This is a genomic window from Serratia sp. BNK-10 (assembly GCF_047456065.1).
Classification (GTDB): domain Bacteria; phylum Pseudomonadota; class Gammaproteobacteria; order Enterobacterales; family Enterobacteriaceae; genus Serratia; species Serratia ureilytica.
Genome location: NZ_CP179894.1, coordinates 2942101 through 2968498, shown reverse-complemented (window position 1 = coordinate 2968498; position 26398 = coordinate 2942101). Strand labels below are relative to the sequence as shown.

The following is a 26398-nucleotide window of genomic DNA, read 5'->3' as shown; positions in this document are numbered from 1 at the left end:
GCTTTTCTTCTGAGATTTGAAGTGTTTATAGAGCGCATAGCCCGCAATGCCGGCCAAGACGGCCAGGAGGGCAAGAGATCCTGTGGCCATGAACATCACCTCCGAATAAGAATGGCAAGGAGGCGTATTTGTGACATTCATCACTTTGCAGGGCAATGAGACCAATCTGTAATCGGGAAGGCGTGATGCGAGAAGGGCAAAAAAAAGCGCCTATAGGGAGGCGCATAAAGATTTGCAACACAGCTTGTCATGTTCAACACCAGGAGGAGTGGTGAACTGACGCCATTCTAAGCGGCTGTGATTGCGGGAGGTATAGGCATTACTCCGAAAGCGTCATTACCACTCATAGCCTAACTGAATGTTGTAATCGGGATCCTGGTTGGTGGAATAAGGATCGGATTGGCGGCGGCGATCGGTTTTCTTCACCGGGCCGTCATACGCGGGATAAGGTTTGGTGCGCGGCTTGCTGCAGCCCGGATGATCGCACTCGATGTCGACGCGAAAACCGTTTTTATCTCGCGCCTCTGCCCAGGTGATCGGCGGTTTCTCGGCCTTGGGCGCGGGCCCAGGCGACGTCGGCGGCTTGGGCGCGGGGGCGACGCTGGGATCGGGGGCTTGATAATTCAGCTCCAGCGCGCCAAGCGGGGCGCTGTAAGCGGCAAAGGCCAGCAGGGCGGCGGCGCTGGCGGCCGGTAATGTGAGCCATCTCGGCATGGTGGATCTCCCTGGATGATTACGCCGGGCAACTATAAAACAGTAAAACGAGAATTACTATCATTTGCCTGCGGCGTAATGGGGATTCAGCTGGCGATCCCGTAGGCAGACGGGGTCAAATCCTGTGCGTTTAGCCGAGATTAACGCCCCTGCACGGCGAAAAAGGTTGCTATTGCCGCTCGCTCGTGAGTTAATGATGTCGGCCTGTGGTACAGACCTATTTATGCACGACATTTTGAGTAAAGTAGTTCAAATTTAAAGCGTTATCCCGGATAGCCCTTCTCTGACGAATTTCCTTTCCAGTGCCTCCATAAGTAACTGATGACCGGCTATCTCGCCCATGGCGGCTAACATTATTATTGAAGGAAATTAGACATGTCCAACATGATCAAAGGTCAAGTGAAGTGGTTCAACGAAGCTAAAGGTTTTGGTTTCATCACCCCAGCAGACGGCAGCAAAGACGTATTCGTACACTTCTCTGCTATCCAGGATCAAGGCTTCAAGACCCTGGCTGAAGGCCAGAACGTACAGTTCTCTATCGAGAACGGTGCGAAAGGTCCATCTGCGGCTAACGTTACCGCTATCTAATTGGCGTCTACCGCTGATTGAATAAAACCCGCCGAGGCGGGTTTTTTTATGCCTGCAATTTGACGGCGCATAAAAAAAAGCCCGCAAGTCTGCGGGCAAAAGTTCCTTGTTACTTCTTCATTTGCAAGCGCTTCTCTGGGGGGAAACGCCTGAAGACAGGTTACGCGAGGACGGCTTAAGATTCTGCGGTCAAACCGTTAAGAAAGTGAAAATCCAGGCGGCTGCTACGCTGATAGCAGAGACCGGCAGGGCTGGGGCGGTGTCCTTCACCCGGGGTTTTGTAATACACTGATGCCAATCGCAAAGAATGGGGAAGGGTATGCAGGTTAACGATCGAGTGACGGTAAAAACAGATGGTGGCCCACGGCGCGAAGGCGTCATTCTGGCCGTAGAGGTCTTCAACGAAGGTACCATGTATCTGGTGTCTCTTGAGGACTACCCGGCGGGCGTGTGGTTTTTTAATGAAATCGACAGCCGTGACGGCACTTTTGTGGAGCCTTGCGGCGCGCCCGGGCAGTAACTTCGAACAATCTCATTAATTTGCTAACGAAACTGTCTATTTTGAGATTATTTCAATGCGGTAAGAATTTTTTTATCGACGACATAAAAATACCCGTTGCGCCAGCGGGGGATAACGCAGCAGGTATTCTTTTGGTTATCCCAGCGTTTGAGAACCGGATTACGTTATCACCGGAAATTAACGATGGGTAAACAAAGTGGGGGCGTTCTCTACGGTTCAGCGGCTATTGACGAATATTCCACTAGTCAATGTGTCGGTCAAACGGACAACGTGGTAAATGATCTGCTTGTTGTGCGTTTTTATTTTCCGCTTGATGTTTCCCTTGTGGGAAGAGACCGTTTTGGCCTTTATTTGCATCTGGTCTGATATCTGGATGGTGCCTTGCCCTGACATCCACATGCGTAACATGTTCGATTCAGTTTGGCTCAGCGTCACCGGCGTTTGATCCAGAGAAGATTTCTCCACCCGTAGGGATTTTTTCTCGAGATAATGACTAAGTAGCTGATTCATAGTCTCTGGTTTGATGGATTTTGACGATATGATGACGTTCTTGCGAACATATAAATAATCGTCGAAATGTACATTGGTAATAGCCATGAATATGAAGAATAACGTATCCGGGTGCAGTGAAATCACCCGTTTTATTCGCTCCGTGGCGTTTGCTTCATGGATGAAGCAGTCCTCGTTAATAAACACCAGGCTAGGATTCAACTTACTGCATTTTTCATGCAGGCTGTCAATGTCCTCGATGGCATTAATATGGCGCTTCTTCACGCCATGCGAAGTCAGATAGTCGGTTAACCCCAATCTGGTATAGCTACATGAATCCATGATAATCGTTGGCATATCGCACCCCCACTTAAATCCGTTTTACTGCGGTAATATGAGAAAAAGCCTAAAAAGCCGAAAGGCAAAATGGAACAATAATTCAGTGTAGCGAGTGTTCTATCAATAAACACGACGGCACTCAATGATATTTTCATACTAAACTTATTAATCGCATGAATCTATAAGTTTGGCTTAAGTCAGAGCGATCCGCTACTCGCCCGACGTCGGCATGATGGGCCTGATTCGCGCTTGGCGCCCGCGCCTGCCGGCATTGTCTGCTGATAATCTGTTCATCATGTCACGAAACAAAATTTTAGTTTGCTAGGAAAAGTCTTAAAAAAAATTCATGTGTCGTTTTTTTGAAGTCTTTTAGCGTGCTTTTTAAGTGCTCAAAAAGTACTCACTTCTGGGTTCTTTTGTTTTTAATCATAAAAATCATTGTCTTATGATTGTCTTGGTGCCTTTCGATAATGATAAGCGCTTCTGTTTTTATCATAACAACAAACAAAAGTTAACATTATTGCTGGAATGTGTAGCTTAATTGTTGCCATAAATCACCATTTTACAATAGGTTATGTGGATATTTATTTCATATGAAATCATTTGTGTGAATGTTTATCGGTGATTGAGTGATTTTTCTAAACTATCGTCTTGCCAGCCGGTCGGCAGGGGCGGCGGCAGGTCGGAGTTGTTTCTGACCCGCGCCGGTTTTAACTTGCTTTTGCACCTTTCAAAAACAGGATGTCGCGGTGAGACAAAATCAATATGGGCAGCCGATAGGCGATGCCCTCCCTCATTGGCAGCCGGCAGGCATGCCCGGGCAAGCGTTACTGTCAGGGCGGTTTTGCCGCCTGGAACCGCTGAACCTCGCACGCTGGGGCGACGAGCTTTATCAGGCTTATCAAACCGCCGAGGACGACCGCGACTGGACCTATCTGTTTTGGGCGCGGCCGCAGACGCGCGAGGATTTTCAGCATTACCTGCAGGCCCTGGCGTCCAGCGCCGACAGGCGCACGATGGTGGTGATCGATCAGGCGAACGGGCGCGCGGTAGGAACCTGCGCTTTTTTGCGCATCGATCCCGCCAACGGTGCGGCTGAACTGGGCACCATCAACTGGTCCCCGCTGATGAAGCGCAGTGCGCTCGGCAGCGAGGCCATTTTCCTGATGCTGCGCCATTTGTTTGACGATCTGGGTTACCGGCGCTGCGAATGGAAATGCGATAGCCTCAATCTGCCTTCGCGTCAGGCCGCCGAGCGTTTTGGTTTTCGCTATGAGGGCACGTTCCGTCAGGCGGTCGTCGTCAAAGGACGCACGCGCGACACCGACTGGCTGTCGATCATCGATGGAGAATGGCCGGCGCTGCGCTCGGCGTTTGCCGCCTGGCTGTCACCGGATAACATCGGCGACGACGGGCGGCAAGAACGGCGTTTGCAGGCCTTCCAGCCCGGGTGACGCGCCAGGCGTTTAGGCCGTCTCCGCCAGGCAATGGCGCAGCGAGTCCAGCGTCAGGCGAATGTCCTGTTCCTCCGTCATCCAGTTGACCAGCGCGGCGCGGATCCCCGGCTGGCCGTTATAACGCGTAGGGGTGCAACGCGCCACCCCATGCCGGCTAAGGCGTTCGAGAAAGCGATCGCGCGCCGCTTCGCTGTCGCCCTGTGGATGACTGAGGGCAAAGCACACCACGTTCATATTCACGGGCGCCAACAGATGGAAACCGTCCTCGGCCGCTAACGCCGCTCCCAACGCCTGCGCCAGTTCGACATTGCGCTCGACGATATCTCGTATGCCGCTGCGGCCATAGGCTTTCAGCGTCAGCCAAAGCGGCAGGGCGCGGAAGCGGCGCGAATTTTCCGGCGTCAGATGCAGATAGTTGTCTGGTCGCAGCGTCGGTGCTTCCAGGTAGGCCGAATGGTTCTGAAATACCTGCATCTGCAGATCCAGATGGCGGGTAAATTGGATCGCGCTGTCATAAGGCACGTTCAGCCATTTGTGCGCATCGACGGTGATGGAATCGGCATGCTGCCAGCCCTCGAGCCTTGGGGCGTATAGCGGCGAGCAGGCCGCCACGCCGCCGAATGCCGCATCGACATGCAGCCAAAATGGATAACGCTCTCGCAGCGCCAGCAGTTGCGGCAGATCGTCGAAAGCGACGGTATTGACCGTGCCGGCACTGGCCAGTACCAACGTTGGCTGGCCAGCGCCGGCGGCAAGCTGCCGCTCCAGCGCCGCCATATCCATGGCTTCAGACTCCGGCAGGCTGGCGACGATCGTCAACGCCTCGCGGCCGATACCGAGCATGCTGAGCGCCTTCACGCTGCTGGAATGCGGATTGGCTCCCAGAACCCGGATCGGGCCCAGCGCCGCCAGGCCTTGTTGGGCGATATCCACGCCGCGCTGTTGCCCCAGCCACTGCCGACCAATGGCCAGTCCGGTGAAATTGGCCATTGTCGCGCCGCTGACCAGGCTGCCGCTGAACGTTTCCGGCAGGCCCAGCAGGGATTTCAATTGCGTCACGGCCGCCAGCTCGATCGTGGCTGCGATGGTATCATGGCTGAGCAGGCTATTTTGGTCTGTCACGCTAACCAGCCAGTCCGCTGCGACCGCCGCCGGGGTGCCGCCGCCGGTGACGAAGCCGAAATAACGCGGGCCGGCGCTGGCGGAAATGCCGGCCTGATAACGTTGCCAAAAACGCTCCAGCGCCGCCAGGGCGCCTTCGCCGTTTTCGTCGAGCCGATCGTCGCCCGGTTGCAGCTGCTGATGCTCGAGCGGTGGGCAGACCGAGCGTTGCTGCAGCCCAGCCAGGAAATCTTCCGCCAGTTGGCGGGTGTGATCGAGGATCTGCGGAAACTGTGCGAGGTCCTGTTGTAAACGTGGGTGCATGGCGGCTCCGAAAGCGTCAGGGATGATGGGGTAAACATAGAACATTTGCCTGCCGGTCAAAATCGATGAAAAATAACCTTTTTGGATAGCCTGGTTAACCAATGATGAGTGAACGCATTCCCTTGCATGTCTTGCCGACCTTTGCGATCGCCGCCAGGTTGGAAAATTTGCGCGCTGCGGCGCAACAGGTGCATTTGACGCACGGCGCGGTCAGCCAGCAAATTCAGCTGCTGGAGCAGGCGGTCGGCTATCCGCTGTTTGAACGGCGCGGGCGCGGCGTGCGCCTGAATGCCGCCGGGCGAGAGTTGCTGGCGGCGGTAGAGCCGGCGCTGCAGGCGCTGCAGCAGGGCGTCGCCCGCGCCCGGCGAGCGGCGGCAAGCCAGACGCTGCGCATCAGCGTGTTGCCGTCTTTTGCCCATTACTGGCTGCTGCCGCGTCTGTCGGCTTTTCATGAGGCCTGTGCCGATATTGCGCTGGATATCGATGCGTCGCTGGCGCTGCAGGATCTGTCGCAGCGGGGGTTCGATGCGGCGATCCGCATCGGCAGCGGTCAATGGGCGGGGCTGCAGGCGCAGCGCATCGCCTCGGGGGACGTGTTGCCTGTCGCTTCGCCGGATATGGCGCGAGAATGGGGGGCGGCTTTCGAGAACGGTGGCGATATTCCGTTGCTCGAGCACGACGTCAGTCCCTGGCGCGACTGGTTCAACGCGCAGGGGCACCCGTTATGCGGGCGGCAACAGGCGTTGTTCAACGATGCCGGATTATTGATTCGCGCGGCGGAGCAAGGGTTTGGCATCGCGTTGGCGAAAAAGCTGCTGGTGCAGGATGCCCTCGACGCGGGGAGGCTGGTGGCCTTGGCCGCGCCCTGTCGCCTGAGCGATGACGACGTTTATCTGGCATGGCCGCAGACCGCCGGGTTGACGCCGGCGGTCACCCGCTTGCTGCAGTGGCTTCAGCAGCAGTTGGCGGCGATTTAGCGGCGTAGCCATTCCGGTTGCGAGGTGCCGAGCGTGGTCGCCGGCAGCGCCCATTGCAGCGCCGTACCCTGCAGACTCAACGGCGCGCGCAGGCGTTGCGCGGCCCCCCAGTAAGTCAGTTCCGTTTCAGGGTTCTCGTCGGTGCTTCCGGCCGGTGTCAGCGGTTCCGGCCGATAATGCGTCGGGTAGGGATGCGCCAGCAGCAGCTGCGCCGTCCGCGCCAGCGACAAGCGCGCGCGATAGCCGGTGCCGCGGTTCAGGCGCTGCGTCATACCGGTCAGCACTGCCGCCGCCATCAAATAGCCGGTGGCGTGATCCAGCGCCTGTACCGGCAGCGGCACCGGCAAACTGGCGCTGCGCCAAACCATGCCCGCCTCCGCCAGCCCGCAGCTCATCTGCACCAGACTGTCGAAACCGCGCCGGGTGCGCCACGGCCCGCTCCAGCCGTAGGCATTCAGGCAGACGTCGATCAGGCCCGGCGCCAGCGCGTGCCTTTCCTCCGCGCCATAGCCCAGTTTCTCCAGCGCGCCGGCGCGGTAGCCGTGCACGATGACGTCGGCGTTTCTCAGCAGGTGCTCAAACGTATGGCGATCGCGCGCATTGGTCAGATTGAGGCGCGCGCTGCGCTTGCCCAACATCACTTCGTGTTCGACCCCGGGCTCATCCCACCCGTAAGGGTCGATACGCAGCACGTCGGCGCCCAAGCCGGCGAGAAAACGCGTGGCGATCGGCCCGGCGAGAATGCGCGTCAGGTCCAGTACCCGCACGCCGTGCAGCGGCCGGGCGACGGGCAGCGTCCAGCCGGGCGATGGCGCTTCCGGCTGCAATGCGGTGTGGATCAGCGGTTCGAGCGCCACGCTTTTACCCTGAATATGTTGTCGCCACGCGGCCGCCGAACGCATTTGGGCTGCGCAGCCGCCGGCCGCGATCACCGCTTCCTCCAGCTCGCTTTTTTTCCAGGCCAGCACACGTTCCGCCAGCGCGCCTTTCTTCGATGCCGGGCCCAGCACCTGTTCCACCGCTCGCCGATGGTGTGGCGCATTGGTATGCAGGCGTATCCAGCCGTCCGCCGTGGCGTAGTCGCCGGCCAGCGCGTCCCAGGCGGCGGGCAGCGTCCAACCCAGCGGGCGTAGCGTCCAGCCGAACCAAAGCGAGGCCAGGCGTTGATCGACCCAAACCTGCTGCGCGGCGGCGCCCTCGCGCCGCAGCAGCTCGGCGCAGGCTAAACCTGCGGCGCTCCAGGCGGCGGTGGCCAATTCGGTCACGGGAAAAGCCGAAGGCAATGCGCCGGTGCCGCTTACGGTGAGGCGATCGGCGGGGGCAGGGCATTGCCCGAGGCTTTGCCAAATCTCGTCGAGCAGAGTGTGGATCAGGGGAGTCATCGGCCGCTCCTTGTGGGTAAACGGAAATATAGCCTAGCGTAGCCCACTGTCGGCGGCCTTGCTAAGGTGCGACGTCGAGAGTGCGGCCGTCGGCCAGTTTGGCGTGTACGCTGTGGGGCGCCACGCCGCCGAAAGGTTGCGCGCTGAAATTGGCGGTCAGGGTCGATCCGTCGCTGAACGTCGTCTGTTGCACCCAGCCGTCCCGATCGAGCCAGCGGAAGTCGGTTAACGCTTTATCCCACAAGGCCTGATGCAGCGGCCGGAAGGCGGCATCGGCGCGTTTTATCGCCGGTAAGCGCGCCGCTAGAGTGGTGCGGCTCAGGTGGAACATCGGCGCGGTGTTGTACAGCTGGCTGAGCAGGCTGCGGGTGGTCTGAACGTCGCTGAACTTCAGATTGTCGTAATTCCAGTGGTGGCTGCTGACGATAGCATCGTGGAAAACGGCCTGGTACAGCGGCAGGCGGTAACGCGGATCGAATTCGACGGTACGGTAGGGCTGTTTCACTTTGGCGGGGCGGAAGAAAAACGCCGGTTGGGCGTTGGGCCACCAAGCGCCGAGATAATAGGGCGAGGATTTATCCTGATTCATCTGTTTATCTCCCCAGCCGAATCCCCAGGTTTCCATGCCGTGGGCGAACATCAGGCTGCGCGCGGTCACTGCGTTGCCATCCTCTGAGCCCAGCGGCAACTTAAGGGTGGCGCTGAACCAGGCGAGCCGGGCGTTGCGGGCTTCGGCCATCTGCGCCGCGCCGGTTGGGTGGTCGGGCTGATAGTCGTCGGACACCATGCCGGTGCCGTCCACATCGAGAAACAGGCTGTTCAACCCGGCCAATTGCACCAGTTCGCGCATGCGCTGTTGAGAATAGGGCAGGACACAGCCTGGATTGAGGTAATAACCCTGTTTACCGAAGCCGGGTTTCCTGCTGCCGTCTGCGCGCACGATGGCGCAGGATTCCCGCAGCGTCGTCGGCAACTGCGCAGTGAGCCAGCTGTCGTTGACGCCGCGCGCGATGGCGGTATCGTAGGAGTCGTAGCTGGCGATCAGATAACCGGCCGCTTTGGCGGCGGCTACCGCTTGCGGGTGCAGGAAGGCGGCGGTCCAGTTATCGGTGCCCAACCACAGGCGCGGCAAACCGGCCTGGCGCAGCGCGTCGATCAACGGTTTGGCCAACCCTTGCCCCCAACCGTCCGCTGGGGTTAACCAGCGTCCCAGCTCCCGTTGCGCCAGCGCCCGCACTGCGGCGGCCTGGCGCTGTTGCGCCTGCAGAAAGTTGGCGTCATCCGGCGTCGCGCCAAGCGCGAACTGCGCCGTCAACGCCCGGTTGATGCCGTCGATCAGGGGCTGCTGTTGCCAGCCCTCCGGCGTTTTTCCCGCCAGCCGCAGCAGCAAGCTTCTGCTCTCGGCGTCCATCTTCTGCCGCAGCGCTTCGGCGGCGGGAGAGGCGAAGTAGTGCAGTAATCCCGGCCAATCCTTGACATCTTCCGCCGCCAGCAATTGGTCGCCCCACAGATAGATATGGGTAGCGCCGATCAGCTTTTCGCCTTCGGGCGCCTGCTTGATCTTCTCGCGCAGGCTGCTGAACCGGCCGTTTTGTTGCAGATAGTCGCGGTAACGGCGGGCGCCGGACAGCGGGGCGTCGCCGACGTGCAGCAGCACCTCGAATGCCTGTTGTTGATTGAAGCGATTGAATTGGTGGCTGGCGCGCATCGCCAGCTTTTCCTGCGCGGTGGCGAAGGCTATCTGGTTACTGAACGGCGTCAACATCAGCCAGCTGTAGACCTTACCCTGGTGTTGCAGGCTCCACAGCGGCAGTTTCAGATCCCAGTTGGTATCCAGCGGCGTCATTTCCGTCGTCAGGTAATGACGCCAGACCGCGTTGTCCAGCGGGATGCGGCTGCCTTCGCCGATCGGCAACAGCAGCGTTTCCCCCTGCGGCATATGATACCAGTTCAGGGTTTGCGGCCGATCGCTGCTGAAGCTCAGGCGCAGATCGCCGCCTTCCAGACGGGCGCTGACGTTGATTGCGCGTTGCGGCCATCGCCAGCTGGCGCGTCGTGGCGTTGCGGTAAGATCCGTTACCTGCTGCGCAGGCTGCGCCAGATTGATCGGCACCGGGCCTGCGGCGATATGCAGCGTGGCAGGGTCGAGTTCAAATTGCACGTCGCCTTGCTGCAGCAGTAAGGCATCGGCGGGAAAACTGATGAGCAGCGCCAGCGCGAGCGGGGAAAACCGTTGTTTCATCAGGGGCGTCCTTGGAAGATGAAAGAGGGCAGTTTACCGATAAGCGCACTGTCGCCCAATGTCGCCATCTTCTATTTGTGACATCGAAATATAAACGCCGTATTCCAGTTTATTTTTCGTTTAATAAATTAGCCTTTACTTCATTACCCGACGTCACTATACTCAGCCAAAATTTCAGTGGAGAAACCCAATTGGACAGTTGTAGTTGTAATAAAACAAATAAGGCAAGCTGACCAATTCTCTTCTGATTTGTTGCTTGCCGTTATCGGCGGGCAGCACCCCTCTCAAGTTATTTCTGAGCTGTGCATACCCGAATAAGAAACGTTTCCTGATGCCTGACGGTTTCAGGTGAATTGAGTTGGACGTTATTATGGTATTCTGCAGCCACAGCCTTTTCCCTCCAGGCACAGCACGCTGATTCGCTGATTTATTTTCAGCGCGATTTCGCGTGTGCTAAACAGCACATGATTTTATCTCCTGCGGTTAATTAAGGGGACAGTCATGGCTATGACTCCTTTCGTTTTGAATTTATTGCTGGCGATGTGCCTGGGCGCGGTCATTGGCGCCGAACGCCAGTGGCGCCAACGCATGGCCGGCCTGCGCACCAATGCGCTGGTGGCGACCGGCGCGGCGGTCTTTATTCTCAGCTCCATGTCCACAGATCCGGCCAGCGCCGGCCGCGTGGCGGCGCAGATCGTATCCGGTATCGGCTTCCTCGGCGCCGGCGTGATCATGCGTGAAGGGCTTAATATTCGCGGCCTCAATACCGCCGCCACGCTGTGGTGTTCGGCGGGGATCGGCGTACTGTGCGGCCTGGGCCAGCATTGGGATGCGGTGGTCGCTACGCTGGTGATCCTGTGCGCCAATATCCTGCTGCGCGAAGCCGCGCAGCGCATCAATCTGCAGCCGCATCAGCAGGCGACCGATCTGGAACTGTGCTATCGCATTCAGGTGACCTGCGGCGAGCAGGACGAAATTCTGGTGCGCACCCTGATCCTGCAGGCGCTGAACGGCGTCGCCTTGCGGCTGCAATCCTTGCGCAGCGCCGATATTTCGAGCCCGGGGCAATTGGAAGTGTGCGCGGAAATTACCGCTACGCCGGCCGCGCAAAAAGAAATCGAAGGTATTGTCTGCCGCGTCAGTCTGGAAAAAAGCGTGAGCGCCGTTCGCTGGCGCGTCGCGTCCGAATTACCGGTCTGATTAATGATATAAATATTGATTAACTTGATTATATGTTCAGGTTTATTCATGCACGCCTTGAATAACGCTGAACATTAAGGAGGCGTTATGGACGATGACCCCGGAAGGAAAATGATTCCAGCGTGGCTGACAGGATAATTCCGCCATTTAGTCACGCTAATAAAAAATTCCAAGCTGCGCATAGTCACCTGTTTATCGGGCGGGGCTTCGCTGTGCGCAGAACTAAAATAAGAGAATAGCGTTATGACTCAGATTAATGAAAGAACGCGTCGCCGTGATAAAGACGCGGTGACCTACGCCATTGCGCAAGAGGCCACCAACAGCATCGCTCAAACGCTGGCGAACCTGAAGTGCAACCGCAACGGCTTGACCCAGGACGACGCCGATGAGCGGCTGGAGCAGTTCGGCGCCAACCAGGTCGCCCATGACAAGGCACCGCATGCCCTGATCCAGCTGATCAAGGCCTTCAACAACCCGTTTATCTTCGTGCTTATGGTGCTGGCTGCGATCAGTTTCTTTACCGATTATTGGCTGCCGCTCCAGAGCGGTGAAGAAACTGAACTCACCGGCGTCATTATCATCCTGACCATGGTCACGCTGAGCGGGCTGCTGCGTTTCTGGCAGGAATACCGCACCAACAAAGCGGCGGAAGCGCTGAAATCGATGGTGCGCACTACCGCCACGGTGCTGCGCCGCAGCAGCTACAGCGCGCATCCGCTGACGCTGGAAGTGCCGATCCGCGAACTGGTGCCGGGGGATATCATCCAGCTCTCCGCCGGTGACATGGTGCCGGCCGACGTGCGTCTTATCGCCTCGCGCGATCTGTTCATCAGCCAGGCGATTTTGACCGGCGAGGCGATCCCTATCGAGAAATACGATGCGATGGGCAACGTGGCGCAGAAGTCGAGCGAAGGGGAAGTGTCCAGCGAGAACGCGCTGCTTGAGCTCTCCAACATCTGTCTGATGGGCACCAACGTCGCCAGCGGTACCGCTACGGCGGTGGTGGTGGCGACCGGCGGGCGCACCTACTTCGGCTCGTTGGCCAAGTCGATCGTCGGGACACGGGCGCAGACTGCGTTCGATCGCGGGGTGAACAGCGTCAGCTGGCTGTTGATTCGCTTCATGCTGGTGATGGTGCCGGTGGTGTTGCTGATCAACGGCTTCACCAAAGGCGACTGGAGCGAAGCGGCGCTGTTCGCGCTGGCGGTGGCGGTCGGCCTGACGCCGGAAATGCTGCCGATGATCGTCAGCTCCAACCTGGCGAAAGGGGCGATCGCCATGTCGCGTCGCAAGGTGGTGGTGAAGCGTTTGAACGCCATTCAGAACTTTGGCGCCATGGACGTGCTTTGCACCGACAAGACCGGCACGCTGACCCAGGACCGCATCATTCTCGAGCACCACATCGACGTCAACGGCGCCAGAGATAACGAGGTGCTGCACCTGGCCTGGTTGAACAGCTTCCATCAGAGCGGCATGAAGAACCTGATGGATCAGGCGGTGATCCGCTTTGGCCGCGGCAAACCGGGGATTGAAGCCCTGGGGCGTTTCAGCAAGGTGGATGAGCTGCCGTTCGATTTCGTACGCCGCCGTTTGTCGATCGTGGTGGCGGATGAGAATGGCCGCCAGCAGCTGATCTGTAAGGGCGCGGTGGAGGAGATGCTGGAGATCGCCACCCACGTGCGCGAAGGCGATCAGACGCTGGTGCTGGACGACGCGCGCCGTGCGGCGTTGCAGGCGCTGGCCCGCGAATATAACGAAGACGGTTTCCGCGTGCTGGTGCTGGCGACGCGCGAGCTGGATGCGCAGCGCCCGGCCGAACCGCTGAGCGTGGCCGACGAGCGCGATATGGTGGTGCAAGGGCTGCTGACCTTCCTCGATCCGCCGAAGGAGAGCGCTCAGCAGGCGATCGCCGCGCTGCAGGAAAATGGCGTGACGGTGAAGGTGCTGACCGGCGACAACCCGGTGATCACCTGCAAGATTTGCCGCGACGTCGGGCTGGAGCCGGGCGAGCCGCTCTCCGGGCTGCGGATTGAACAGATGGATGACGAAGAACTGGCGCGCGAAGTGGAACAGCGCACGGTCTTCACCAAGCTGACGCCGCTGCAAAAATCGCGGGTGCTGAAAATGCTGCAGGCCAACGGCCATACCGTCGGTTTCCTCGGCGACGGCATCAACGATGCGCCGGCGCTGCGCGACGCCGACGTCGGCATCTCGGTCGACACCGGTACCGATATCGCCAAGGAGTCGGCGGACATCATCCTGTTGGAAAAGAACCTGATGGTGCTGGAAGAGGGGGTAATCAAAGGGCGCGAGACCTTCGGCAATATCATCAAGTACTTGAACATGACCGCCAGCTCCAACTTCGGCAACGTGTTCTCGGTGCTGGTGGCCAGCGCCTTCATCCCGTTCCTGCCGATGCTGGCGATCCACCTGTTGATTCAGAACCTGATGTACGACATTTCTCAGCTGTCGCTGCCGTGGGACAAGATGGACAAAGAGTTTCTGCGCAAACCGCGCAAGTGGGACTCCAAAAACATCGGGCGCTTTATGCTGTGGATTGGGCCGACCTCGTCAATCTTCGATATCACGACGTATGCGCTGATGTGGTACGTGTTCGCCGCCAACAGCGTGGAACACCAGGCGCTGTTCCAGTCCGGCTGGTTCATTGAGGGGCTGTTGTCGCAAACGCTGGTGGTGCATATGTTGCGCACCCAGAAGATCCCGTTCATTCAGAGCACGGCGGCGCTGCCGGTCTTGCTGACCACCGGGTTGGTGATGGCGCTCGGCATCTACATTCCGTTCTCGCCGCTCGGCGCCCTGGTTGGCTTGCAGCCGCTGCCGTGGGAATACTTCCCGTGGTTGGCCGCTACGCTGGTCAGCTACTGCGTGGTCGCACAGTTGATGAAGCGTTTCTATATCCGCCGCTTCGGCGAGTGGCTCTAAGCCGCCTCGGCGTTCACTTCGGGGGCGAAATTCTTCGCCCCCGCACCGCTACAGCAGTTTGTTGACCAGCAGGCCGAGCATGATGGTCAGCGTGAAGGAAAACAGCGTGCCGAGCAGCACATACTCGGTACGCATCTTATCGTCACTTTGGCGCAGATCGCCGAAACGGAAGATAGATTTGGCCGCCAGCAAAAAACCGATCGCCGGAATTTGCCCCAGCAGCACAAAGGTCAGGATCAGCGTTCTTTCCAGATAGCCAATCTGTTTGCCCGCGCGCAGCAGCGAATCGTTGTCGGCCTTGGCCGAAGGCGGCATTTGCGGCGTCCAGCGCGCCAGCAGTTGCCCAATCAGCAGGCTCATCGGCAGATAAATCAGGCTGTAGGCCACCAGCACCAGGCCGGTTTGCCAACTCCCCAATTGCCGTCCCAACGCCGCGAGCAGTTCACCGGCATTCGGCGTCAGCCCCAGCCACAGCAAGGCGATCACCGCCAGATGCAATCCCTGATCGAGCAGAAAGCTGCGGGCCGGGCTCAGGCGGATCATGGCGGTGACTTTCAGCAAATCGATCAGGTAGTGGCTGACGGCGATAACCAGCAGGCTGACCAGCACCTGCAGTGAAGACAGTCCGCCGTGCAGCAGGCCGAAACCGGCCACCACCCAGGCGGCCAGCACCCCATGCAGCAACGCGTGCAACAGCAGAAAACGCGAACGCGCGCGATGTTGGATTTTATCTTCCACCCAACTCAGCGGCTGCAGTGGAAAATCCGCCAGCAGATGGACGATCAACAGCCAGGCCAGTAAAGGCGCATAGGTCAGATCCATAGTCAGACGATCCTGTTAATGGCGTGAATAAACCGCATGATCTCCTCATAGGCCGCGCGTTTGAGCGTGGCGGAGACCGTGGAAGCGGCTTTTTGCAGCTGCTCGGCTACGGCCGCGCCGCTGTCGGCGAACATTCTCTCCTGGACGATGCGCGCTTCGGTCTGCGACAAGCGGCCAATGACATGATCTAACATCGGCAGCAGATCGCTGACAATGGCGTTTGTCCGATCGTTGTCGGTTTTCAGAGCCAGGCGGCAATTTTTCGTCATGGCGTCCAGCGCGCTGCCGGAGTTGATAAAGGCGCTGCCGTAACCGGCGGCGTCGGGCCGTTGGCTACCCAGCCCGACGGCGATGCGCGCATCCCAGTGCGCGGCGCCCATCGCCCGAAGCGCAGTGCGAACATACACCGCCAGCAACAGCCCGTCCTCCGGCGCGGCCTGCGCCTGGAAGGCATCGCCGCGAAAGATTTCCACCTGGCGCAGCCGCCCGTCGCGCTGCAGCCGATCGAGCAGGCTGTGCAGCCCGTTGAGGTAGTTGACGGTGTCTGACCGGCGAGAATCGACCAGATCGCCGCTGATTACGCTGATTGGCGTCGGCATGGCGTGATCCGTTGTGGATGGGGGATGATTATAAATTCGCACCTGAATACGAATATGTCAATAATTCGTCTCTAAAGGCGAATTTCCGGGTTTTGATCGGTGGAGGCGAAACGCCGGGGGCGAAGAGAAAGGGAGAGAGACGGCCGGGAATGCGCGGACCTGTCAGGCCCGCCACCGGCGGCGTAGACGGAAAGAGGCCGGCGACCGGCCGTTCAGAAGCTTTTTACCAGCACGTCACGTGGCATTTCACTGCCGTGTTTCAGCAGGTGCTCAAACGATCTTTCGCTGCTTTTCAGCTGCTGCAAAAACTCCTGCGGCGACAGATCGTGCTTTTTGCCGCTCATGTAAGCCAGCGCCAGTTCTTTTGCCTGATAGCGGGAGAAATTGTACATAGTGTCCTCGATACGGTGAATGTCAGTGCTCACGATTGTAGCGAAAGAGCACATAATGAACAGCCGCTTTGGCGTATGGAATCGATAGCCGAAACTTAACTTGCCGGTTGCAACAGCTCATCGCACAGGCGTTTGATGACCTGGGTTTGCGGCAGGCCGTTGTACAACATCTGGCGGATATGCTCCGAATCGCTGATGCCCCGGCGCACATGGCGCTCGACCGCCTGCAGCACGGCCCGATCCTCCTGCCGCTCGGCGAAGCCGCTCAGCGAGTCGAGGGTGTGCAGGATATGTGCGGTCAGGCTGCAGCGGCGCAGAGTGGCGGGATCGACGTATTCGGCGGCGAAACCGCTGCGATAGGCGTTGATCTTGTTGTAGTTGGTGAAGGCATCGTACTCCGGCGCGATCGGCGTGCGGTGTTGCAACAGAAAATCGGCCAGCAGACGGCAGTAGCCGACCAGCAGCGTGGCGTGCGCGAGGCGCAGCGGCGTATCGCAGATGCGGATCTCTACCGTGCCCAGCTCCGGTTTCGGCCGCGCATCCCAGTAAATATCCTTGACGCTGTCGATGACGCCGGCGGCATGCAGCCGGTCATAGTAGGCGTTGAATTCGCGCCAGCTGTAGATGTGTTCCAGGCACCCGTAATTGGGGAAAGAATTCTGTGCGCTGAAACGGGAGCTGGCAAAGTGCGTATCGACGCCCTGGTACAGCGGTGACGAAGCGCTGAGCGCGATCAGCTGCGGAAAATAGGGCGTCAGCGCATGGCACAGGTACATCGCCTCGTCTCCGTCGTTGACGCCGAGGTGGATGTGTTGGCCGAATACGCAGGCCAGCTTGGAGAGATAGCCAAAGCGGCTGGCCAGCTGCCTGTAGCGCGCGTTGTCGCTGATGACCTGCTTGCGCCAGTCGTTGCTCAGGTGGCGGCCGCCGCCGCAGACGTCACAGCCCAGGCGCCGTGCGCTGCGCCGGACGGAATCGGTCAGGGCGCGCAGCTCGGCGTGCAGCGCATCGAGATCGCGGTGCACCGAGCTGTTCAGTTCCACCATCGACTTGGTGAGCTCATGTTTGACGCGTCGGCGGTCGCCGACCGCGCTGACCACCCGGTCAGCCCGATCCGTAAGATCGTAGTGCTCGTCATCGACCAGCTGCAGCTCTATTTCGGTGCCGATGGAGAGTCTTTCCGACGGTTTGAATGTGAGCGGCATGGCGCCTCCTTCCCATAAAAACAGCGTAAGATAAGTATAAGTTGTTGGGCTGGGGATAACGCCTTGCGTTTTATATTTGCTTTTTCGAATATGAAGGTGATATTTTCACGAGCGATTTGTGGAGCAGATAAAGGTTAACGGGAGTGCGACATGACGTCATTGACGCCGCTGAAGCTGTTTAAAAACTTGTCGGATGAGACGCGTCTGACGCTGGTGCTGGTGCTGCGCCACGCCGGCGAGCTGTGCGTGTGCGAGCTGTCGGGCGCACTGGCGCTGCCGCAGCCAAAAATATCAAGACATCTGGCGATGCTGCGTGAAAGCGGGCTGTTGCTCGATCGGCGCGATGGCAAGTGGATACATTATCGCCTGTCGCCGCATATGCCGGCCTGGGCGGCGGCTATTATTGAGCAGGCTTATCAGTGCCGATCAGAACAGATGATGGAATTGGCGCAACGCGCGGCGAAAGGTTGCCCGTAACGATAAAAAATTTGCCCTAATATATTCGAAAAAACATATATGTAAACTTGAAGAAGCAGCGAGGCGGCGATGATAGTGGCGGGGACAATCTTTATTCTGACGTTGATTTTGGTGATTTGGCAACCGAAAGGGCTGGGCATCGGTTGGAGTGCGTCGATCGGGGCGGGATTGGCATTAGTGAGCGGCGTGGTGCACGTCGGTGATATTCCCGTGGTGTGGCAGATAGTCTGGAATGCGACCGCGACCTTCATCGCCGTTATCATCATTAGCCTGCTGCTGGATGAAAGCGGCTTCTTCACCTGGACCGCCTTGCATGTCGCACGTTGGGGCAACGGCAAAGGTCGATGGCTGTTTACCTACATGTTGCTGCTAGGGGCTGTAGTGGCAGCGTTGTTCGCGAACGACGGCGCCGCGTTGATTCTGACGCCGATCGTGATCGCCATGCTGTCGGCGCTCGGTTTTCGTCCTGCTGCCGTGCTGGCTTTCGTCATGGCGGCGGGCTTTATCGCCGATACTGCCAGCCTGCCGCTGGTGGTGTCCAACCTGGTAAATATCGTTTCAGCGGATTTCTTCCGGCTGGGCTTTACGGAGTATGCGGCGGTGATGGTGCCGGTCAACCTTGCCGCCGTCGCGGCGACGCTGGTGATGTTGCATCTGTTCTTCCGCAAGGATATTCCGCAGCGCTACGCATTGACGCGTTTACCGGTGCCACGGGAAGCGATTCGCGATCGCGCGACGTTTCGGACCGGCTGGGCCGTATTGGCGCTGTTGTTGATGGGTTTTTTCGCCCTGGAGCCGCTCGGCGTGCCCGTCAGTTTGGTCGCCGCTTGCGGCGCCCTGGTTTTGCTGGCGGTGGCGAAACGCGGGCGAGCGATCGATACCGGTAAAGTGTTGCGCGGGGCGCCCTGGCAGATCGTCATTTTCTCACTGGGCATGTATCTGGTGATCTACGGGTTGCGCAACGCCGGTTTGACCGATTGGCTTTCCGGTGTGCTGGACGCGTTGGCACGGCAGGGGCTGTGGGCGGCGACGTTTGGCACCGGTTTCCTGAGCGCATTTCTCTCTTCCATCATGAATAACATGCCGACGGTATTGGTGGGGGCGTTGTCTATCGACGGCAGCAGTGCGGAAGGCGTCATCAAACAGGCGATGATTTACGCTAACGTTATCGGCAGCGATCTCGGCCCCAAAATTACCCCGATTGGCAGCCTGGCGACGTTACTGTGGCTGCATGTGTTGGCACAAAAGAACATCGTCATTACCTGGGGCTATTATTTCCGCGTGGGGCTGGTGATGACGTTACCGATTTTGTTTGTCACCCTGGCCGCGCTGGCATTGCGGTTGTCCGTTTTGCCCTGACCGGAGAAACCGTCATGAGCGACATCAAGATTTACCATAACCCGGCCTGCGGCACGTCGCGCAATACGTTGGCGTTGATCCGCAACAGCGGCGTTGAGCCAGAGGTGGTTTTGTATCTGGAAACGCCGCCAAGCCGCGAACGATTGATTGCGTTGCTGGACGAAATGGGCATGACGCCGCGCGCGTTGCTGCGCAAAAACATCGAGCCTTACGCCGAGCTGAAGCTGGACGAAGCCGGCTGGCGCGATGATCAACTGATCGATTTCATGCTGCAACAGCCGATCCTGATCAACCGCCCCATTGTGGTGACCCCGCTCGGCACGCGTTTGTGCCGTCCGTCGGAGGTGGTGTTGGAGATTCTGCCGGATCCGCAGCGCGGCGCCTTCAGCAAAGAGGACGGGGAGCCGGTGATTGATGCGCAGGGCCACAGGATAACCAACGGCTAATCGCTGCGGCCCCGCATTTCATCCAATCAGTGCAGTTCGGCGCCGCTGCGATCGGCCAGCGCTTCCAGCAGCGGGGCAGAAGGCACGAAGAACAGGGTGCCGGTCACCGCGTGGCTAAAATCGAGCAGCCGATCGTAGTTGCCGGCCGGGCGGCCGATAAACATGTTTTCCAGCATCTGCTCGATCGGCTGCGGGGAGCGCGCATAGCCGATAAAGTAGGTGCCGAACTCGCGCAGGCCGGGGCGGCCGAACGGCATGTTGTCGCGCAGAATTTTCACCTCGTTGCCTTGCTCGTCGGTGATGGTGGTCAACGAACTGTGCGACGACGACGGTTTGACCGCTTCATCCAGCTCGATGTTGGACTGTTTATGGCGGCCGATGATCTTCTCCTGCGTTTCCACGCTGAGCGAATTCCAGCCCTGCATGTCGTGCAGGTATTTCTGCACCAGCACATAGCTGCCGCCGCTGAACGCCGCGTCTTCGTCGCCGATCACCGTGTAGTCGAAGGCTTCGTGCCCCTCCGGGTTCTCCGTACCGTCGACGAAGCCGATCATGGCGCGCTGATCGAAATAACGGAAGCCGTGCACCTCCTCGATCACCGTCACGGCGTCGCCGAGCTTGGCGGTCAACTGAGAGGCCAGTTCAAAACACAGATCCATTTCATCGGCGCGGATGTGCAGCAGGATGTCGCCAGGCGTGGCGACCGCAACGCGCTCCCCGCTGCCGATCGGGCTGAACGGATGCAGCTGGCGAGGGCGCGGCGCGCCGAACAGCGTATCCCAGGCCTCGGAGCCGAAGCCGCAGACGCAGGTGAGATTGCCCGCCGGCGCGCGTTTGCCGACCGAACGTACCACGGCGGCGATATCGCCGCACCAGGCGCGCACCGCCGCCAGATGGGCGGGAACGGGCGACAGGGTGGCGACGATGAAAATGGCATGGCGCGTGACCGGCGTGAATACGGCTTGCGGCGGGGTATTATTTGCATTCATTGCATTCGGCTCCAGTGTGTTCGGGTGAAATAGATCAGATCAAATTAAAGTGCTCGTCGGGTTTCATCGGCGGTGGCAGCGGGCTTTGGTCGTTCATTTCCAGCAGGTTGCGCTCGATGGTGTTGCAAATGGCGTTTAACGGCAGATGGTTGGCCGACACGCCGAACGGATCCTCCAGCTCTTCGGCCAGTGAGTCCCAGGATAAGAAGGTATAGGAAATGAACACCGAAACAAACGGTGTCATGTAATGCAGATCGGTCACCAGGGCAAAAGGCAACAGGCTGCAGAACAGGTAAACGGTGCGCTGCAGGATCAGGGTATAGGCGAACGGCACCGGGGTGCTGGCGAGCCGTTCGCAGCCGCCGAGGGTGTGAGACAGTTCGCTCAGCTTATCGTCGATCAGCCCGAAGGTGATGTCGCTCAGCAAGCCCTGACGGCGCAATTTGCCGATTTCCTGGCCCAGCATCAGCAGGATGCGGTTGGTCGGCATCGGGCTGGCGATCACCTCGGCCAGCTCGTTGCCGGTGAGATTGTGGTACAGATCGGCGGTGGGGTCGGTGCCGCGCAGCTGATGCTTCAGGCTCCAGCTAAAGGCGATCAGCAGCTTGGCGACCTTTTGCTGCACCGCCGGTTCGTCCGGCAGCAGGCTTTTGATCTGGCGCAGCAGGGTGCGTTCGGTAATCAGCAGCGAGCCCCACAGGTTGCGCGCTTCGACAAAGCGGCTGTAGCCGGCGTTATTGCGAAAGCCGAGAAAAATGGCGATGGCGATGCCCAACAGGCTGAACGGCGCAATGGTCAAATGCACGCCGAGCTGTTCGTACCATTGGTAGCTGATCACCGCCACTATCGACATCAGCACGTTCAGCGACAGGCGAAAGGTAATTTTTGACAGCACGGAACCGTGCCAGGCGAACAGGCGAAAAAACCAGTTCTGGTGCGGGCGAATTATCATAACGTGGGTGCTTCCTGGTGTCCTGCTATTGAGAATAGTCGATTCTTATCCGGCGGCGCTATGCCGCCGTTGTCGATTGCCAGAGCCGTTGCGGGTGCGTATAGACGGTGGCGCGCCCCGGTTTGCTGAAGCCCACCAGCGTCAGGTTGCTGCGCTCGGCCACTTCCACCGCCAGACGGGTGGCGGCGGAGACGGCGAACAGGATCTCGACGCCGCACATGGCGGACTTTTGCACCATTTCATAGCTTGCGCGGCTCGAGACCAGCGCCGCCCCTTGCGACCAGGCCTGTTGGCTGCGGTAACCCAGCAGTTTGTCGAGCGCCACATGGCGGCCGACGTCTTCACATCCGCCGCTGAGTGCGCCGTCCGGCTGGATCCAGGCCGCCGCATGGGTGCAGCCGGTCAGTTTTCCCACCGTTTGCACTTCCTGCAGTTGAGCCAACGCCCGGTCGAGTTGGGCCAAATCGAAACGTTGGGTGAAGGGCAGCGGTGCGATGGGCTGAGCAACCTCCTGCAGCTGCTCGACCCCGCAGACGCCGCAGCCGGTGCGGCCGGCCAGGCTGCGGCGCTTCTCTTTCAGCTGCATAAAGCGGCGGCTCGAGAGCTCTACATGCACTTCAATGCCGTTGCAGGCCGGTTGTTGACGGATGTCGTAGATATCGTCGGGAGAGGTGATGATGCCTTCGGACAGCGAAAAACCGATGGCGAAGGCCGCCAGATCTTTCGGCGTCGCCATCATCACCACGTGGGAAATGCCGTTGTACACCAGGGCGACCGGCACTTCTTCCGCCAGCCAATCCTGCTGCGCCTGAGCCAGATCGGTGCGCTGCCAGACCGCATGGCGAGACAGGCAGGCCTGTTCGATGTCGTCGGTTTCTGCGAGGAGTAGGTGCTTGTTCATAACGTTCTCGTGACCGTCGGTGACGAGGCGCCGACGGGGATGAATGCTTATTGAGCAGGTGTGGACATTATACAGGATTCTGATCCCGCTCGCGTAGGGAATCACGCCCTGCAGGTTATCCACAGTTTTAGTGGATAACGTGTGTGCAAGGCAGCGTGAAACCGTTAGCAGGCGTAAAAAAAAATCGCTCAGAAAATTATTATATTACGCGGCAAAGCGCGATCCGCAGGGGGATAGGGGGTTGCACGCGTTCGCGTTTTGTTTATGCATTACTGTATAAATATACAGTTTGGTTATGATTATGCTGAGTACTTTAAGGTTGTATGCTTTTTCACCAGTCGAGCCCCTGACATTACCGCTGTTTGCCGATCGCGTGGCCTGCGGTTTTCCCTCCCCGGCGCAGGACTATGTCGAGAGCCGGCTGGATATCGGCAAACTGCTGGTGCGGCACCCCAACGCCACCTACTTCGTGCGCGCCAGCGGTGAGATGGAGCGAGCAGGATGGATCAGGCACTGAATTTTTCACTCAGCTATGCGCAGCTGATCCGGGAAGCAGAAGATGCGATTAAAAAATGCAATCTGAACCAGGGCGGGATGGGTTACACCCTAGAGTTGGGTAAGGCTTCTGTCATTCTGAGTTTCTGGTACGGTCTGGCGCTGCAGGGCTATCCGGGCACAATAAATAATGGATGAACGTGTTGATGCCGACCGGCTGCACCTGCATGTCCTCATCTATAAGAGAGAGGAGTGACATCGTGGCAACGGTTAACGTCCGCCGGCCGTCGCCGCTGTAGCGACGGATGCTGATTGTGCTGGCCGAACCTGCGGCCCCCTGCCTGCTGCTGTGGCGCGCGGACGGAACGATCAAGTCGCCGCCAACGGCAAAAGCAGGGAATTGAACGGGCGCATACGTTGGGTAGATACCGGGGAAAGCAGGCAGATCAGGAACGACATCAGAAAGTCCTGTAATACCGACAGATTAAGAAACTGAGCATCCGAGAAACAGCAGACGCGACAGGCTACAGTACTTCCCAAGTTTGTCGTATTCAGGCCTTCTATAAAGAAGTTGAGACTGATTAAAAAGCAGCCTTAATGTACAATAATTTTCGATATCCAAACTGACCCCATGAACAATCAATGAGTTAGAGGTGAAAGATGATTTCATACAAAAAAATCATACCTGCTCTTGTCATATTCGCTTTATCTAATGCTGTGGCATATGCGAATGATTTCGACAAATCAAATGAAGCGATGGCAATTTCAGCAATAGGTTTTTCTGGCTCAAATGCTCGTGTTGCACATGATGTTTGTGGGGCAACCAATGAGAAAATTGATAAATATAAAAAACAAATAAAAGACTCATTAACTAGAACATTAAAGTATGAACAGTCAGGATTCGATACGCATTGGGATAATGGTTGGAAAAATGCTGATTTTTTGGTTAAGTCATTAAGTAATGATGAAGCCTATAAAAAAGAATATTGCCGAGAGGTTTTAGATGGAATTAATAATCCTGAAATGAATTAAGGATTATTCCTTATTCGGGGTTCTATGCCGGAACCCCAGATTTTTCCGTCCGCTAAAATTATCCCCGGTTGAGCAGCTTTATACCGTCAGCTCGCAGTGGACCATCAGGGGAAATGTGGCGGTACAGCGTTTGTCGGGTTATCCCAAGCTCCTGGCATAACGTACTGACTTTCGTCTCTGGCCGTCCCATTGATGCCATTGCCAGTCGCAATTTTATTGGCGTCATTTTGTAAGACCGTCCGCCGTTCCTCCCGTGGGCTCTTGCTGAGGCAAGGCCTGCCGCTGTTCTTTGCGGCGCTGTACGCAGCAGAGACCGACGGCCGCGCGCGACTGGCTCGACACCCGCTTAGTCCCGCCCTCTGGTCAAATGCAGGCTGACGTGTACAGCCTGCAGGCAGAGGATTTCGTCTGGCAACCGGTATCGCCCGCCGTCGGCGCCGTTCGCAATGACAATCCCTCACTCATCCTGCCCATCGATACGCCAACGGTCTGAGTGCCGCATTATCCACAGTTTTGGTGGATATCATGTGTGCAAACACACGTGAAGAACGCCAAAAGCTGCAGGAAAAATCGCTCAGAAAATTATTATATTACGCGGGAAAGCGCGATCCGCAGGGGATTGGGGGTTGCACGCGTTCGCGTTTTGTTTATGCTTAACTGTATAAATATACAGTTTGGTTATGATTATGCTGAGCAATTCAAGGTTGTATTCTTTTTCACCAGGTGAACCCCTAACGTTACCGCTGTTTGCCGATCGCGTGGCCTGCGGCTTTCCTTCCCCGGCGCAGGACTATGTCGAAGGCCGGCTGGACATAGGCAAGCTGCTGGTGCGGCACCCCAACGCCACCTATTTCGTGCGCGCCAGCGGCGAATCGATGATCGACGGCAATATTCGGGACGGCGATCTGCTGATTGTCGACAGCGCCCTGACGCCGGAGCATGGCAATATCGTGATCGCTGCGGTGGACGGTGAATTCACCGTCAAAAAGCTGCAGCGCCACCCCGACGTGCGGCTGTTGCCGATGAATCCCGCCTACGCGCCGATCGTGTTCGACGACGAAGCGCAGCTGGAGATCTTCGGCGTGGTGACCTTTATCGTCTACGCGGCGCTGTAACCATGTTCGCCCTGGTAGACGTCAACAGCTTCTACGCTTCCTGCGAGACCATTTTCCGGCCCGACCTGCGGGGGCGGCCGGTGATTGTGTTGTCCAACAACGACGGCTGCGTGATCGCCCGCAGCGCCGAGGCGAAGGCGCTGGGCGTGCCGATGGGCGCGCCTTATTTCAAGATCAAAGAGGAGATGCGCCGTCGCAACGTCGCGGTGTTCTCCTCCAACTACGCGCTGTACGCCGATATGTCCCGCCGGGTGATGGACACGCTGGAGGAGATGGCGCCGGCGGTGGAGATCTATTCACTGGACGAAGCCTTTCTGCGGCTGGACGGCGTGGCGCACTGCGAAGCGCTGGAGCCGTTCGGCCAGCGGGTGCGCGATCGCATCCGGCGCGAGCTGCATTTGACGGTCGGGGTTGGCATTGCGCCGAGCAAAACGCTGGCCAAGCTGGCCAACTTCGCGGCCAAGAAATGGCGCGGCACCGGCGGCGTGGTGGATTTATCCGATCCGGCGCGCCAGCGCAAACTGCTGGCGTTGCTTCCGGTGGAAGAAGTGTGGGGCGTGGGCCGCCGCCTGACGCGCCAGCTGCAGGCGATGGGCATTCACACCGCGCTGCAGCTGGCGGACTGCGATACCCGGCTGGCGCGTAAAACCTTCAGCGTGGTGCTGGAGCGCACGATACGTGAGCTGCGCGGCGAATCGTGCCTGCAGTGGGAAGATGAGGCGGCCGCCAAAGAGCAGATCATCTGTTCCCGTTCGTTCGGCCAGCGGTTGACGCACTACCCGCACATGCGCGAGGCGATCTGCAGCTATGCCGAACGCGCCGCCGAAAAACTGCGACAGGAAAAGCGCTATTGCCGCAACGTGTCGGTGTTTATCAAAACCAGCCCGCATTCGGCGGGTGAAGGGTATTACAGCAATATGGGCACCGCCCGGCTGCAAACCCCGAGTAACGACAGCCGCGACATCATCGCCATGGCGGTGCGCGCGCTGGAGAGCATTTGGCAGGAGGGGCGGCGTTATCTGAAGGGCGGCGTGATGCTGGGGGATTTCAGCGCCGCCGCCATGGCACAGATCGACCTGTTCGACGACTGCCCGCCGCGCCGCAACAGCGAGCGCCTGATGGCGACCCTCGATCGCCTGAATCAGGAAGGGCGCGGGCGCGTATGGTTCGCCGGGCAGGGGATCGTCAAACCGTGGCAAATGAAGCGCGACATGCTGTCGCCGGCTTACACCACCCGGCTGGCGGATATCCCGCTGGTGCGGTTGGGGGAGCGGGCGCCGCGCGCTGCCGAATCGAAGGAAGAAAAACGCCGCGGGTGACAACCGGCGGCGTGGGTAG

Annotated in this window: 25 protein-coding genes and 4 pseudogenes; 16 read left to right on the top strand and 13 right to left on the bottom strand. The window is 58.6% G+C overall.

Features of this window, described 5'->3' with window-relative positions; all coding sequences use genetic code 11:
• Positions 1 to 336: 336 nt before the first annotated feature.
• The gene (locus ACMGG9_RS14445; RefSeq protein WP_033643595.1) at positions 337 to 714 is read right to left on the bottom strand and encodes a hypothetical protein; all 378 of its coding nucleotides are present in this window, start codon (positions 712 to 714) and stop codon (positions 337 to 339) included.
• Positions 715 to 1089: 375 nt separating this feature from the next.
• Between ACMGG9_RS14445 and cspE the strand changes: the two genes are divergently transcribed.
• Together cspE and dsrB are read left to right on the top strand one after the other, a co-directional pair.
• Complete coding sequence (cspE, locus tag ACMGG9_RS14440; RefSeq protein WP_004935122.1) at positions 1090 to 1302, top strand: transcription antiterminator/RNA stability regulator CspE; 213 nt, start codon at positions 1090 to 1092, stop codon at positions 1300 to 1302.
• Positions 1303 to 1621: 319 nt separating this feature from the next.
• Positions 1622 to 1822: a protein DsrB gene (gene dsrB / locus ACMGG9_RS14435; protein ID WP_033643594.1), complete on the top strand. Its 201-nt coding sequence runs from the start codon at positions 1622 to 1624 to the stop codon at positions 1820 to 1822.
• Between the two features lie 216 nt (positions 1823 to 2038).
• On the opposite strand, the gene rcsA is transcribed toward dsrB, so the two are convergent.
• Complete coding sequence (rcsA, locus tag ACMGG9_RS14430; protein ID WP_019453510.1) at positions 2039 to 2668, bottom strand: transcriptional regulator RcsA; 630 nt, start codon at positions 2666 to 2668, stop codon at positions 2039 to 2041.
• 794 nt (positions 2669 to 3462) lie between these two features.
• Here rcsA and ACMGG9_RS14425 point away from each other — a divergent pair.
• Positions 3463 to 4104 carry a GNAT family N-acetyltransferase gene (locus ACMGG9_RS14425; protein WP_101452867.1) on the top strand — a complete coding sequence of 214 codons (642 nt, stop codon included), beginning with the start codon at positions 3463 to 3465 and terminating at the stop codon, positions 4102 to 4104.
• Positions 4105 to 4116: 12 nt separating this feature from the next.
• Here ACMGG9_RS14425 and ACMGG9_RS14420 read toward each other — a convergent pair whose 3' ends face one another.
• Complete coding sequence (locus tag ACMGG9_RS14420; protein WP_033650973.1) at positions 4117 to 5532, bottom strand: pyridoxal phosphate-dependent decarboxylase family protein; 1416 nt, start codon at positions 5530 to 5532, stop codon at positions 4117 to 4119.
• Positions 5533 to 5633: 101 nt separating this feature from the next.
• On the opposite strand from ACMGG9_RS14420, the gene ACMGG9_RS14415 reads away from it, so the two are divergent.
• Positions 5634 to 6509, top strand: coding sequence for a LysR substrate-binding domain-containing protein (locus ACMGG9_RS14415; RefSeq protein ID WP_213587918.1), 876 nt, complete (start codon positions 5634 to 5636; stop codon positions 6507 to 6509).
• Here the strand turns inward: ACMGG9_RS14415 and ACMGG9_RS14410 are convergent.
• Complete coding sequence (locus ACMGG9_RS14410) at positions 6506 to 7891, bottom strand: CoA transferase (RefSeq protein WP_414161501.1); 1386 nt, start codon at positions 7889 to 7891, stop codon at positions 6506 to 6508. The two genes, ACMGG9_RS14415 and ACMGG9_RS14410, sit on opposite strands and share 4 nt — an antisense overlap.
• Before the next feature lie 61 nt (positions 7892 to 7952).
• Positions 7953 to 10133 carry a glycoside hydrolase gene (locus ACMGG9_RS14405; RefSeq protein ID WP_213587919.1) on the bottom strand — a complete coding sequence of 727 codons (2181 nt, stop codon included), beginning with the start codon at positions 10131 to 10133 and terminating at the stop codon, positions 7953 to 7955.
• A 501-nt stretch (positions 10134 to 10634) separates the two neighbouring features.
• Here ACMGG9_RS14405 and ACMGG9_RS14400 point away from each other — a divergent pair.
• Positions 10635 to 11333: an MgtC family protein gene (locus tag ACMGG9_RS14400; RefSeq protein ID WP_025303346.1), complete on the top strand. Its 699-nt coding sequence runs from the start codon at positions 10635 to 10637 to the stop codon at positions 11331 to 11333.
• Between the two features lie 243 nt (positions 11334 to 11576).
• Positions 11577 to 14276, top strand: coding sequence for a magnesium-translocating P-type ATPase (gene mgtA / locus ACMGG9_RS14395; RefSeq protein ID WP_033643589.1), 2700 nt, complete (start codon positions 11577 to 11579; stop codon positions 14274 to 14276).
• A gap of 48 nt (positions 14277 to 14324) precedes the next feature.
• Here the strand turns inward: mgtA and ACMGG9_RS14390 are convergent, their stop codons facing one another.
• From ACMGG9_RS14390 to ACMGG9_RS14375, 4 genes are all read right to left on the bottom strand, one after another.
• Entirely contained in the window at positions 14325 to 15098 is a 774-nt protein-coding gene (locus ACMGG9_RS14390; protein ID WP_033650823.1) for a DUF3307 domain-containing protein, read from the bottom strand.
• Positions 15099 to 15100: 2 nt separating this feature from the next.
• Entirely contained in the window at positions 15101 to 15697 is a 597-nt protein-coding gene (locus ACMGG9_RS14385) for a hypothetical protein (protein ID WP_414161500.1), read from the bottom strand.
• A 212-nt stretch (positions 15698 to 15909) separates the two neighbouring features.
• Positions 15910 to 16089: a hypothetical protein gene (locus ACMGG9_RS14380; RefSeq protein ID WP_004935085.1), complete on the bottom strand. Its 180-nt coding sequence runs from the start codon at positions 16087 to 16089 to the stop codon at positions 15910 to 15912.
• A gap of 95 nt (positions 16090 to 16184) precedes the next feature.
• On the bottom strand, positions 16185 to 17294 hold the full coding sequence (locus ACMGG9_RS14375) for a YbdK family carboxylate-amine ligase (protein WP_414161499.1): 1110 nt from the start codon (positions 17292 to 17294) through the stop codon (positions 16185 to 16187).
• A gap of 150 nt (positions 17295 to 17444) precedes the next feature.
• On the opposite strand from ACMGG9_RS14375, the gene ACMGG9_RS14370 reads away from it, so the two are divergent.
• From ACMGG9_RS14370 to arsC, 3 genes are all read left to right on the top strand, one after another.
• Positions 17445 to 17771 (top strand): metalloregulator ArsR/SmtB family transcription factor, encoded by a 327-nt coding sequence (locus ACMGG9_RS14370; protein ID WP_033650826.1) that lies wholly within the window; start codon positions 17445 to 17447, stop codon positions 17769 to 17771.
• Between the two features lie 69 nt (positions 17772 to 17840).
• The gene (locus ACMGG9_RS14365) at positions 17841 to 19130 is read left to right on the top strand and encodes an arsenic transporter (protein WP_033650827.1); all 1290 of its coding nucleotides are present in this window, start codon (positions 17841 to 17843) and stop codon (positions 19128 to 19130) included.
• Between the two features lie 14 nt (positions 19131 to 19144).
• On the top strand, positions 19145 to 19576 hold the full coding sequence (gene arsC, locus ACMGG9_RS14360) for an arsenate reductase (glutaredoxin) (protein WP_033650828.1): 432 nt from the start codon (positions 19145 to 19147) through the stop codon (positions 19574 to 19576).
• Between the two features lie 26 nt (positions 19577 to 19602).
• On the opposite strand, the gene ACMGG9_RS14355 is transcribed toward arsC, so the two are convergent.
• The 3 genes from ACMGG9_RS14355 to fdhD are packed head-to-tail and all read right to left on the bottom strand — an operon-like array spanning position 19603 to position 22418.
• A complete protein-coding gene (locus tag ACMGG9_RS14355; RefSeq protein WP_033643584.1) occupies positions 19603 to 20565 on the bottom strand; it encodes a Dyp-type peroxidase in 963 nt (320 codons plus the stop codon).
• Positions 20566 to 20599: 34 nt separating this feature from the next.
• A complete protein-coding gene (locus tag ACMGG9_RS14350; protein ID WP_033643582.1) occupies positions 20600 to 21517 on the bottom strand; it encodes a bestrophin family protein in 918 nt (305 codons plus the stop codon).
• Positions 21518 to 21575: 58 nt separating this feature from the next.
• Complete coding sequence (gene fdhD, locus ACMGG9_RS14345) at positions 21576 to 22418, bottom strand: formate dehydrogenase accessory sulfurtransferase FdhD (RefSeq protein WP_033650829.1); 843 nt, start codon at positions 22416 to 22418, stop codon at positions 21576 to 21578.
• 295 nt (positions 22419 to 22713) lie between these two features.
• Between fdhD and ACMGG9_RS14340 the strand changes: the two are divergent.
• From ACMGG9_RS14340 to ACMGG9_RS14325, 4 genes and pseudogenes are all read left to right on the top strand, one after another.
• Positions 22714 to 22905: pseudogene (locus ACMGG9_RS14340) on the top strand (DNA polymerase V); the annotation flags it as partial.
• A gap of 14 nt (positions 22906 to 22919) precedes the next feature.
• Complete coding sequence (locus ACMGG9_RS14335; RefSeq protein WP_261799280.1) at positions 22920 to 23111, top strand: hypothetical protein; 192 nt, start codon at positions 22920 to 22922, stop codon at positions 23109 to 23111.
• A 174-nt stretch (positions 23112 to 23285) separates the two neighbouring features.
• A pseudogene (locus ACMGG9_RS14330) lies at positions 23286 to 23498 on the top strand (resolvase); the annotation flags it as partial.
• Between the two features lie 75 nt (positions 23499 to 23573).
• A complete protein-coding gene (locus ACMGG9_RS14325) occupies positions 23574 to 23945 on the top strand; it encodes a hypothetical protein (RefSeq protein ID WP_126502249.1) in 372 nt (123 codons plus the stop codon).
• A gap of 58 nt (positions 23946 to 24003) precedes the next feature.
• Here ACMGG9_RS14325 and ACMGG9_RS14320 read toward each other — a convergent pair.
• Positions 24004 to 24237, bottom strand: a pseudogene (locus tag ACMGG9_RS14320) (resolvase); the annotation flags it as partial.
• A gap of 21 nt (positions 24238 to 24258) precedes the next feature.
• Between ACMGG9_RS14320 and ACMGG9_RS14315 the strand changes: the two are divergent.
• From ACMGG9_RS14315 to umuC, 3 genes and pseudogenes are all read left to right on the top strand, one after another.
• Positions 24259 to 24438: pseudogene (locus tag ACMGG9_RS14315) on the top strand (hypothetical protein); the annotation flags it as partial.
• 187 nt (positions 24439 to 24625) lie between these two features.
• Positions 24626 to 25060 carry a translesion error-prone DNA polymerase V autoproteolytic subunit gene (gene umuD / locus ACMGG9_RS14310; protein WP_414161498.1) on the top strand — a complete coding sequence of 145 codons (435 nt, stop codon included), beginning with the start codon at positions 24626 to 24628 and terminating at the stop codon, positions 25058 to 25060.
• A gap of 2 nt (positions 25061 to 25062) precedes the next feature.
• Positions 25063 to 26379 (top strand): translesion error-prone DNA polymerase V subunit UmuC, encoded by a 1317-nt coding sequence (umuC, locus tag ACMGG9_RS14305; protein WP_414161497.1) that lies wholly within the window; start codon positions 25063 to 25065, stop codon positions 26377 to 26379.
• Positions 26380 to 26398: the final 19 nt, after the last annotated feature.

What these genes read in the sequence shown, in the direction of transcription:
- ACMGG9_RS14445 (WP_033643595.1), bottom strand. Translation starts at nt 714, where the DNA reads ATGCCGAGATGGCTCACATTACCGGCCGCCAGCGCCGCCGCCCTGCTG.
- cspE (WP_004935122.1), top strand. Translation starts at nt 1,090, where the DNA reads ATGTCCAACATGATCAAAGGTCAAGTGAAGTGGTTCAACGAAGCTAAA.
- dsrB (WP_033643594.1), top strand. Translation starts at nt 1,622, where the DNA reads ATGCAGGTTAACGATCGAGTGACGGTAAAAACAGATGGTGGCCCACGG.
- rcsA (WP_019453510.1), bottom strand. Translation starts at nt 2,668, where the DNA reads ATGCCAACGATTATCATGGATTCATGTAGCTATACCAGATTGGGGTTA.
- ACMGG9_RS14425 (WP_101452867.1), top strand. Translation starts at nt 3,463, where the DNA reads ATGCCCGGGCAAGCGTTACTGTCAGGGCGGTTTTGCCGCCTGGAACCG.
- ACMGG9_RS14420 (WP_033650973.1), bottom strand. Translation starts at nt 5,532, where the DNA reads ATGCACCCACGTTTACAACAGGACCTCGCACAGTTTCCGCAGATCCTC.
- ACMGG9_RS14415 (WP_213587918.1), top strand. Translation starts at nt 5,634, where the DNA reads ATGATGAGTGAACGCATTCCCTTGCATGTCTTGCCGACCTTTGCGATC.
- ACMGG9_RS14410 (WP_414161501.1), bottom strand. Translation starts at nt 7,891, where the DNA reads ATGACTCCCCTGATCCACACTCTGCTCGACGAGATTTGGCAAAGCCTC.
- ACMGG9_RS14405 (WP_213587919.1), bottom strand. Translation starts at nt 10,133, where the DNA reads ATGAAACAACGGTTTTCCCCGCTCGCGCTGGCGCTGCTCATCAGTTTT.
- ACMGG9_RS14400 (WP_025303346.1), top strand. Translation starts at nt 10,635, where the DNA reads ATGGCTATGACTCCTTTCGTTTTGAATTTATTGCTGGCGATGTGCCTG.
- mgtA (WP_033643589.1), top strand. Translation starts at nt 11,577, where the DNA reads ATGACTCAGATTAATGAAAGAACGCGTCGCCGTGATAAAGACGCGGTG.
- ACMGG9_RS14390 (WP_033650823.1), bottom strand. Translation starts at nt 15,098, where the DNA reads ATGGATCTGACCTATGCGCCTTTACTGGCCTGGCTGTTGATCGTCCAT.
- ACMGG9_RS14385 (WP_414161500.1), bottom strand. Translation starts at nt 15,697, where the DNA reads ATGCCGACGCCAATCAGCGTAATCAGCGGCGATCTGGTCGATTCTCGC.
- ACMGG9_RS14380 (WP_004935085.1), bottom strand. Translation starts at nt 16,089, where the DNA reads ATGTACAATTTCTCCCGCTATCAGGCAAAAGAACTGGCGCTGGCTTAC.
- ACMGG9_RS14375 (WP_414161499.1), bottom strand. Translation starts at nt 17,294, where the DNA reads ATGCCGCTCACATTCAAACCGTCGGAAAGACTCTCCATCGGCACCGAA.
- ACMGG9_RS14370 (WP_033650826.1), top strand. Translation starts at nt 17,445, where the DNA reads ATGACGTCATTGACGCCGCTGAAGCTGTTTAAAAACTTGTCGGATGAG.
- ACMGG9_RS14365 (WP_033650827.1), top strand. Translation starts at nt 17,841, where the DNA reads ATGATAGTGGCGGGGACAATCTTTATTCTGACGTTGATTTTGGTGATT.
- arsC (WP_033650828.1), top strand. Translation starts at nt 19,145, where the DNA reads ATGAGCGACATCAAGATTTACCATAACCCGGCCTGCGGCACGTCGCGC.
- ACMGG9_RS14355 (WP_033643584.1), bottom strand. Translation starts at nt 20,565, where the DNA reads ATGAATGCAAATAATACCCCGCCGCAAGCCGTATTCACGCCGGTCACG.
- ACMGG9_RS14350 (WP_033643582.1), bottom strand. Translation starts at nt 21,517, where the DNA reads ATGATAATTCGCCCGCACCAGAACTGGTTTTTTCGCCTGTTCGCCTGG.
- fdhD (WP_033650829.1), bottom strand. Translation starts at nt 22,418, where the DNA reads ATGAACAAGCACCTACTCCTCGCAGAAACCGACGACATCGAACAGGCC.
- ACMGG9_RS14335 (WP_261799280.1), top strand. Translation starts at nt 22,920, where the DNA reads ATGGATCAGGCACTGAATTTTTCACTCAGCTATGCGCAGCTGATCCGG.
- ACMGG9_RS14325 (WP_126502249.1), top strand. Translation starts at nt 23,574, where the DNA reads ATGATTTCATACAAAAAAATCATACCTGCTCTTGTCATATTCGCTTTA.
- umuD (WP_414161498.1), top strand. Translation starts at nt 24,626, where the DNA reads ATGATTATGCTGAGCAATTCAAGGTTGTATTCTTTTTCACCAGGTGAA.
- umuC (WP_414161497.1), top strand. Translation starts at nt 25,063, where the DNA reads ATGTTCGCCCTGGTAGACGTCAACAGCTTCTACGCTTCCTGCGAGACC.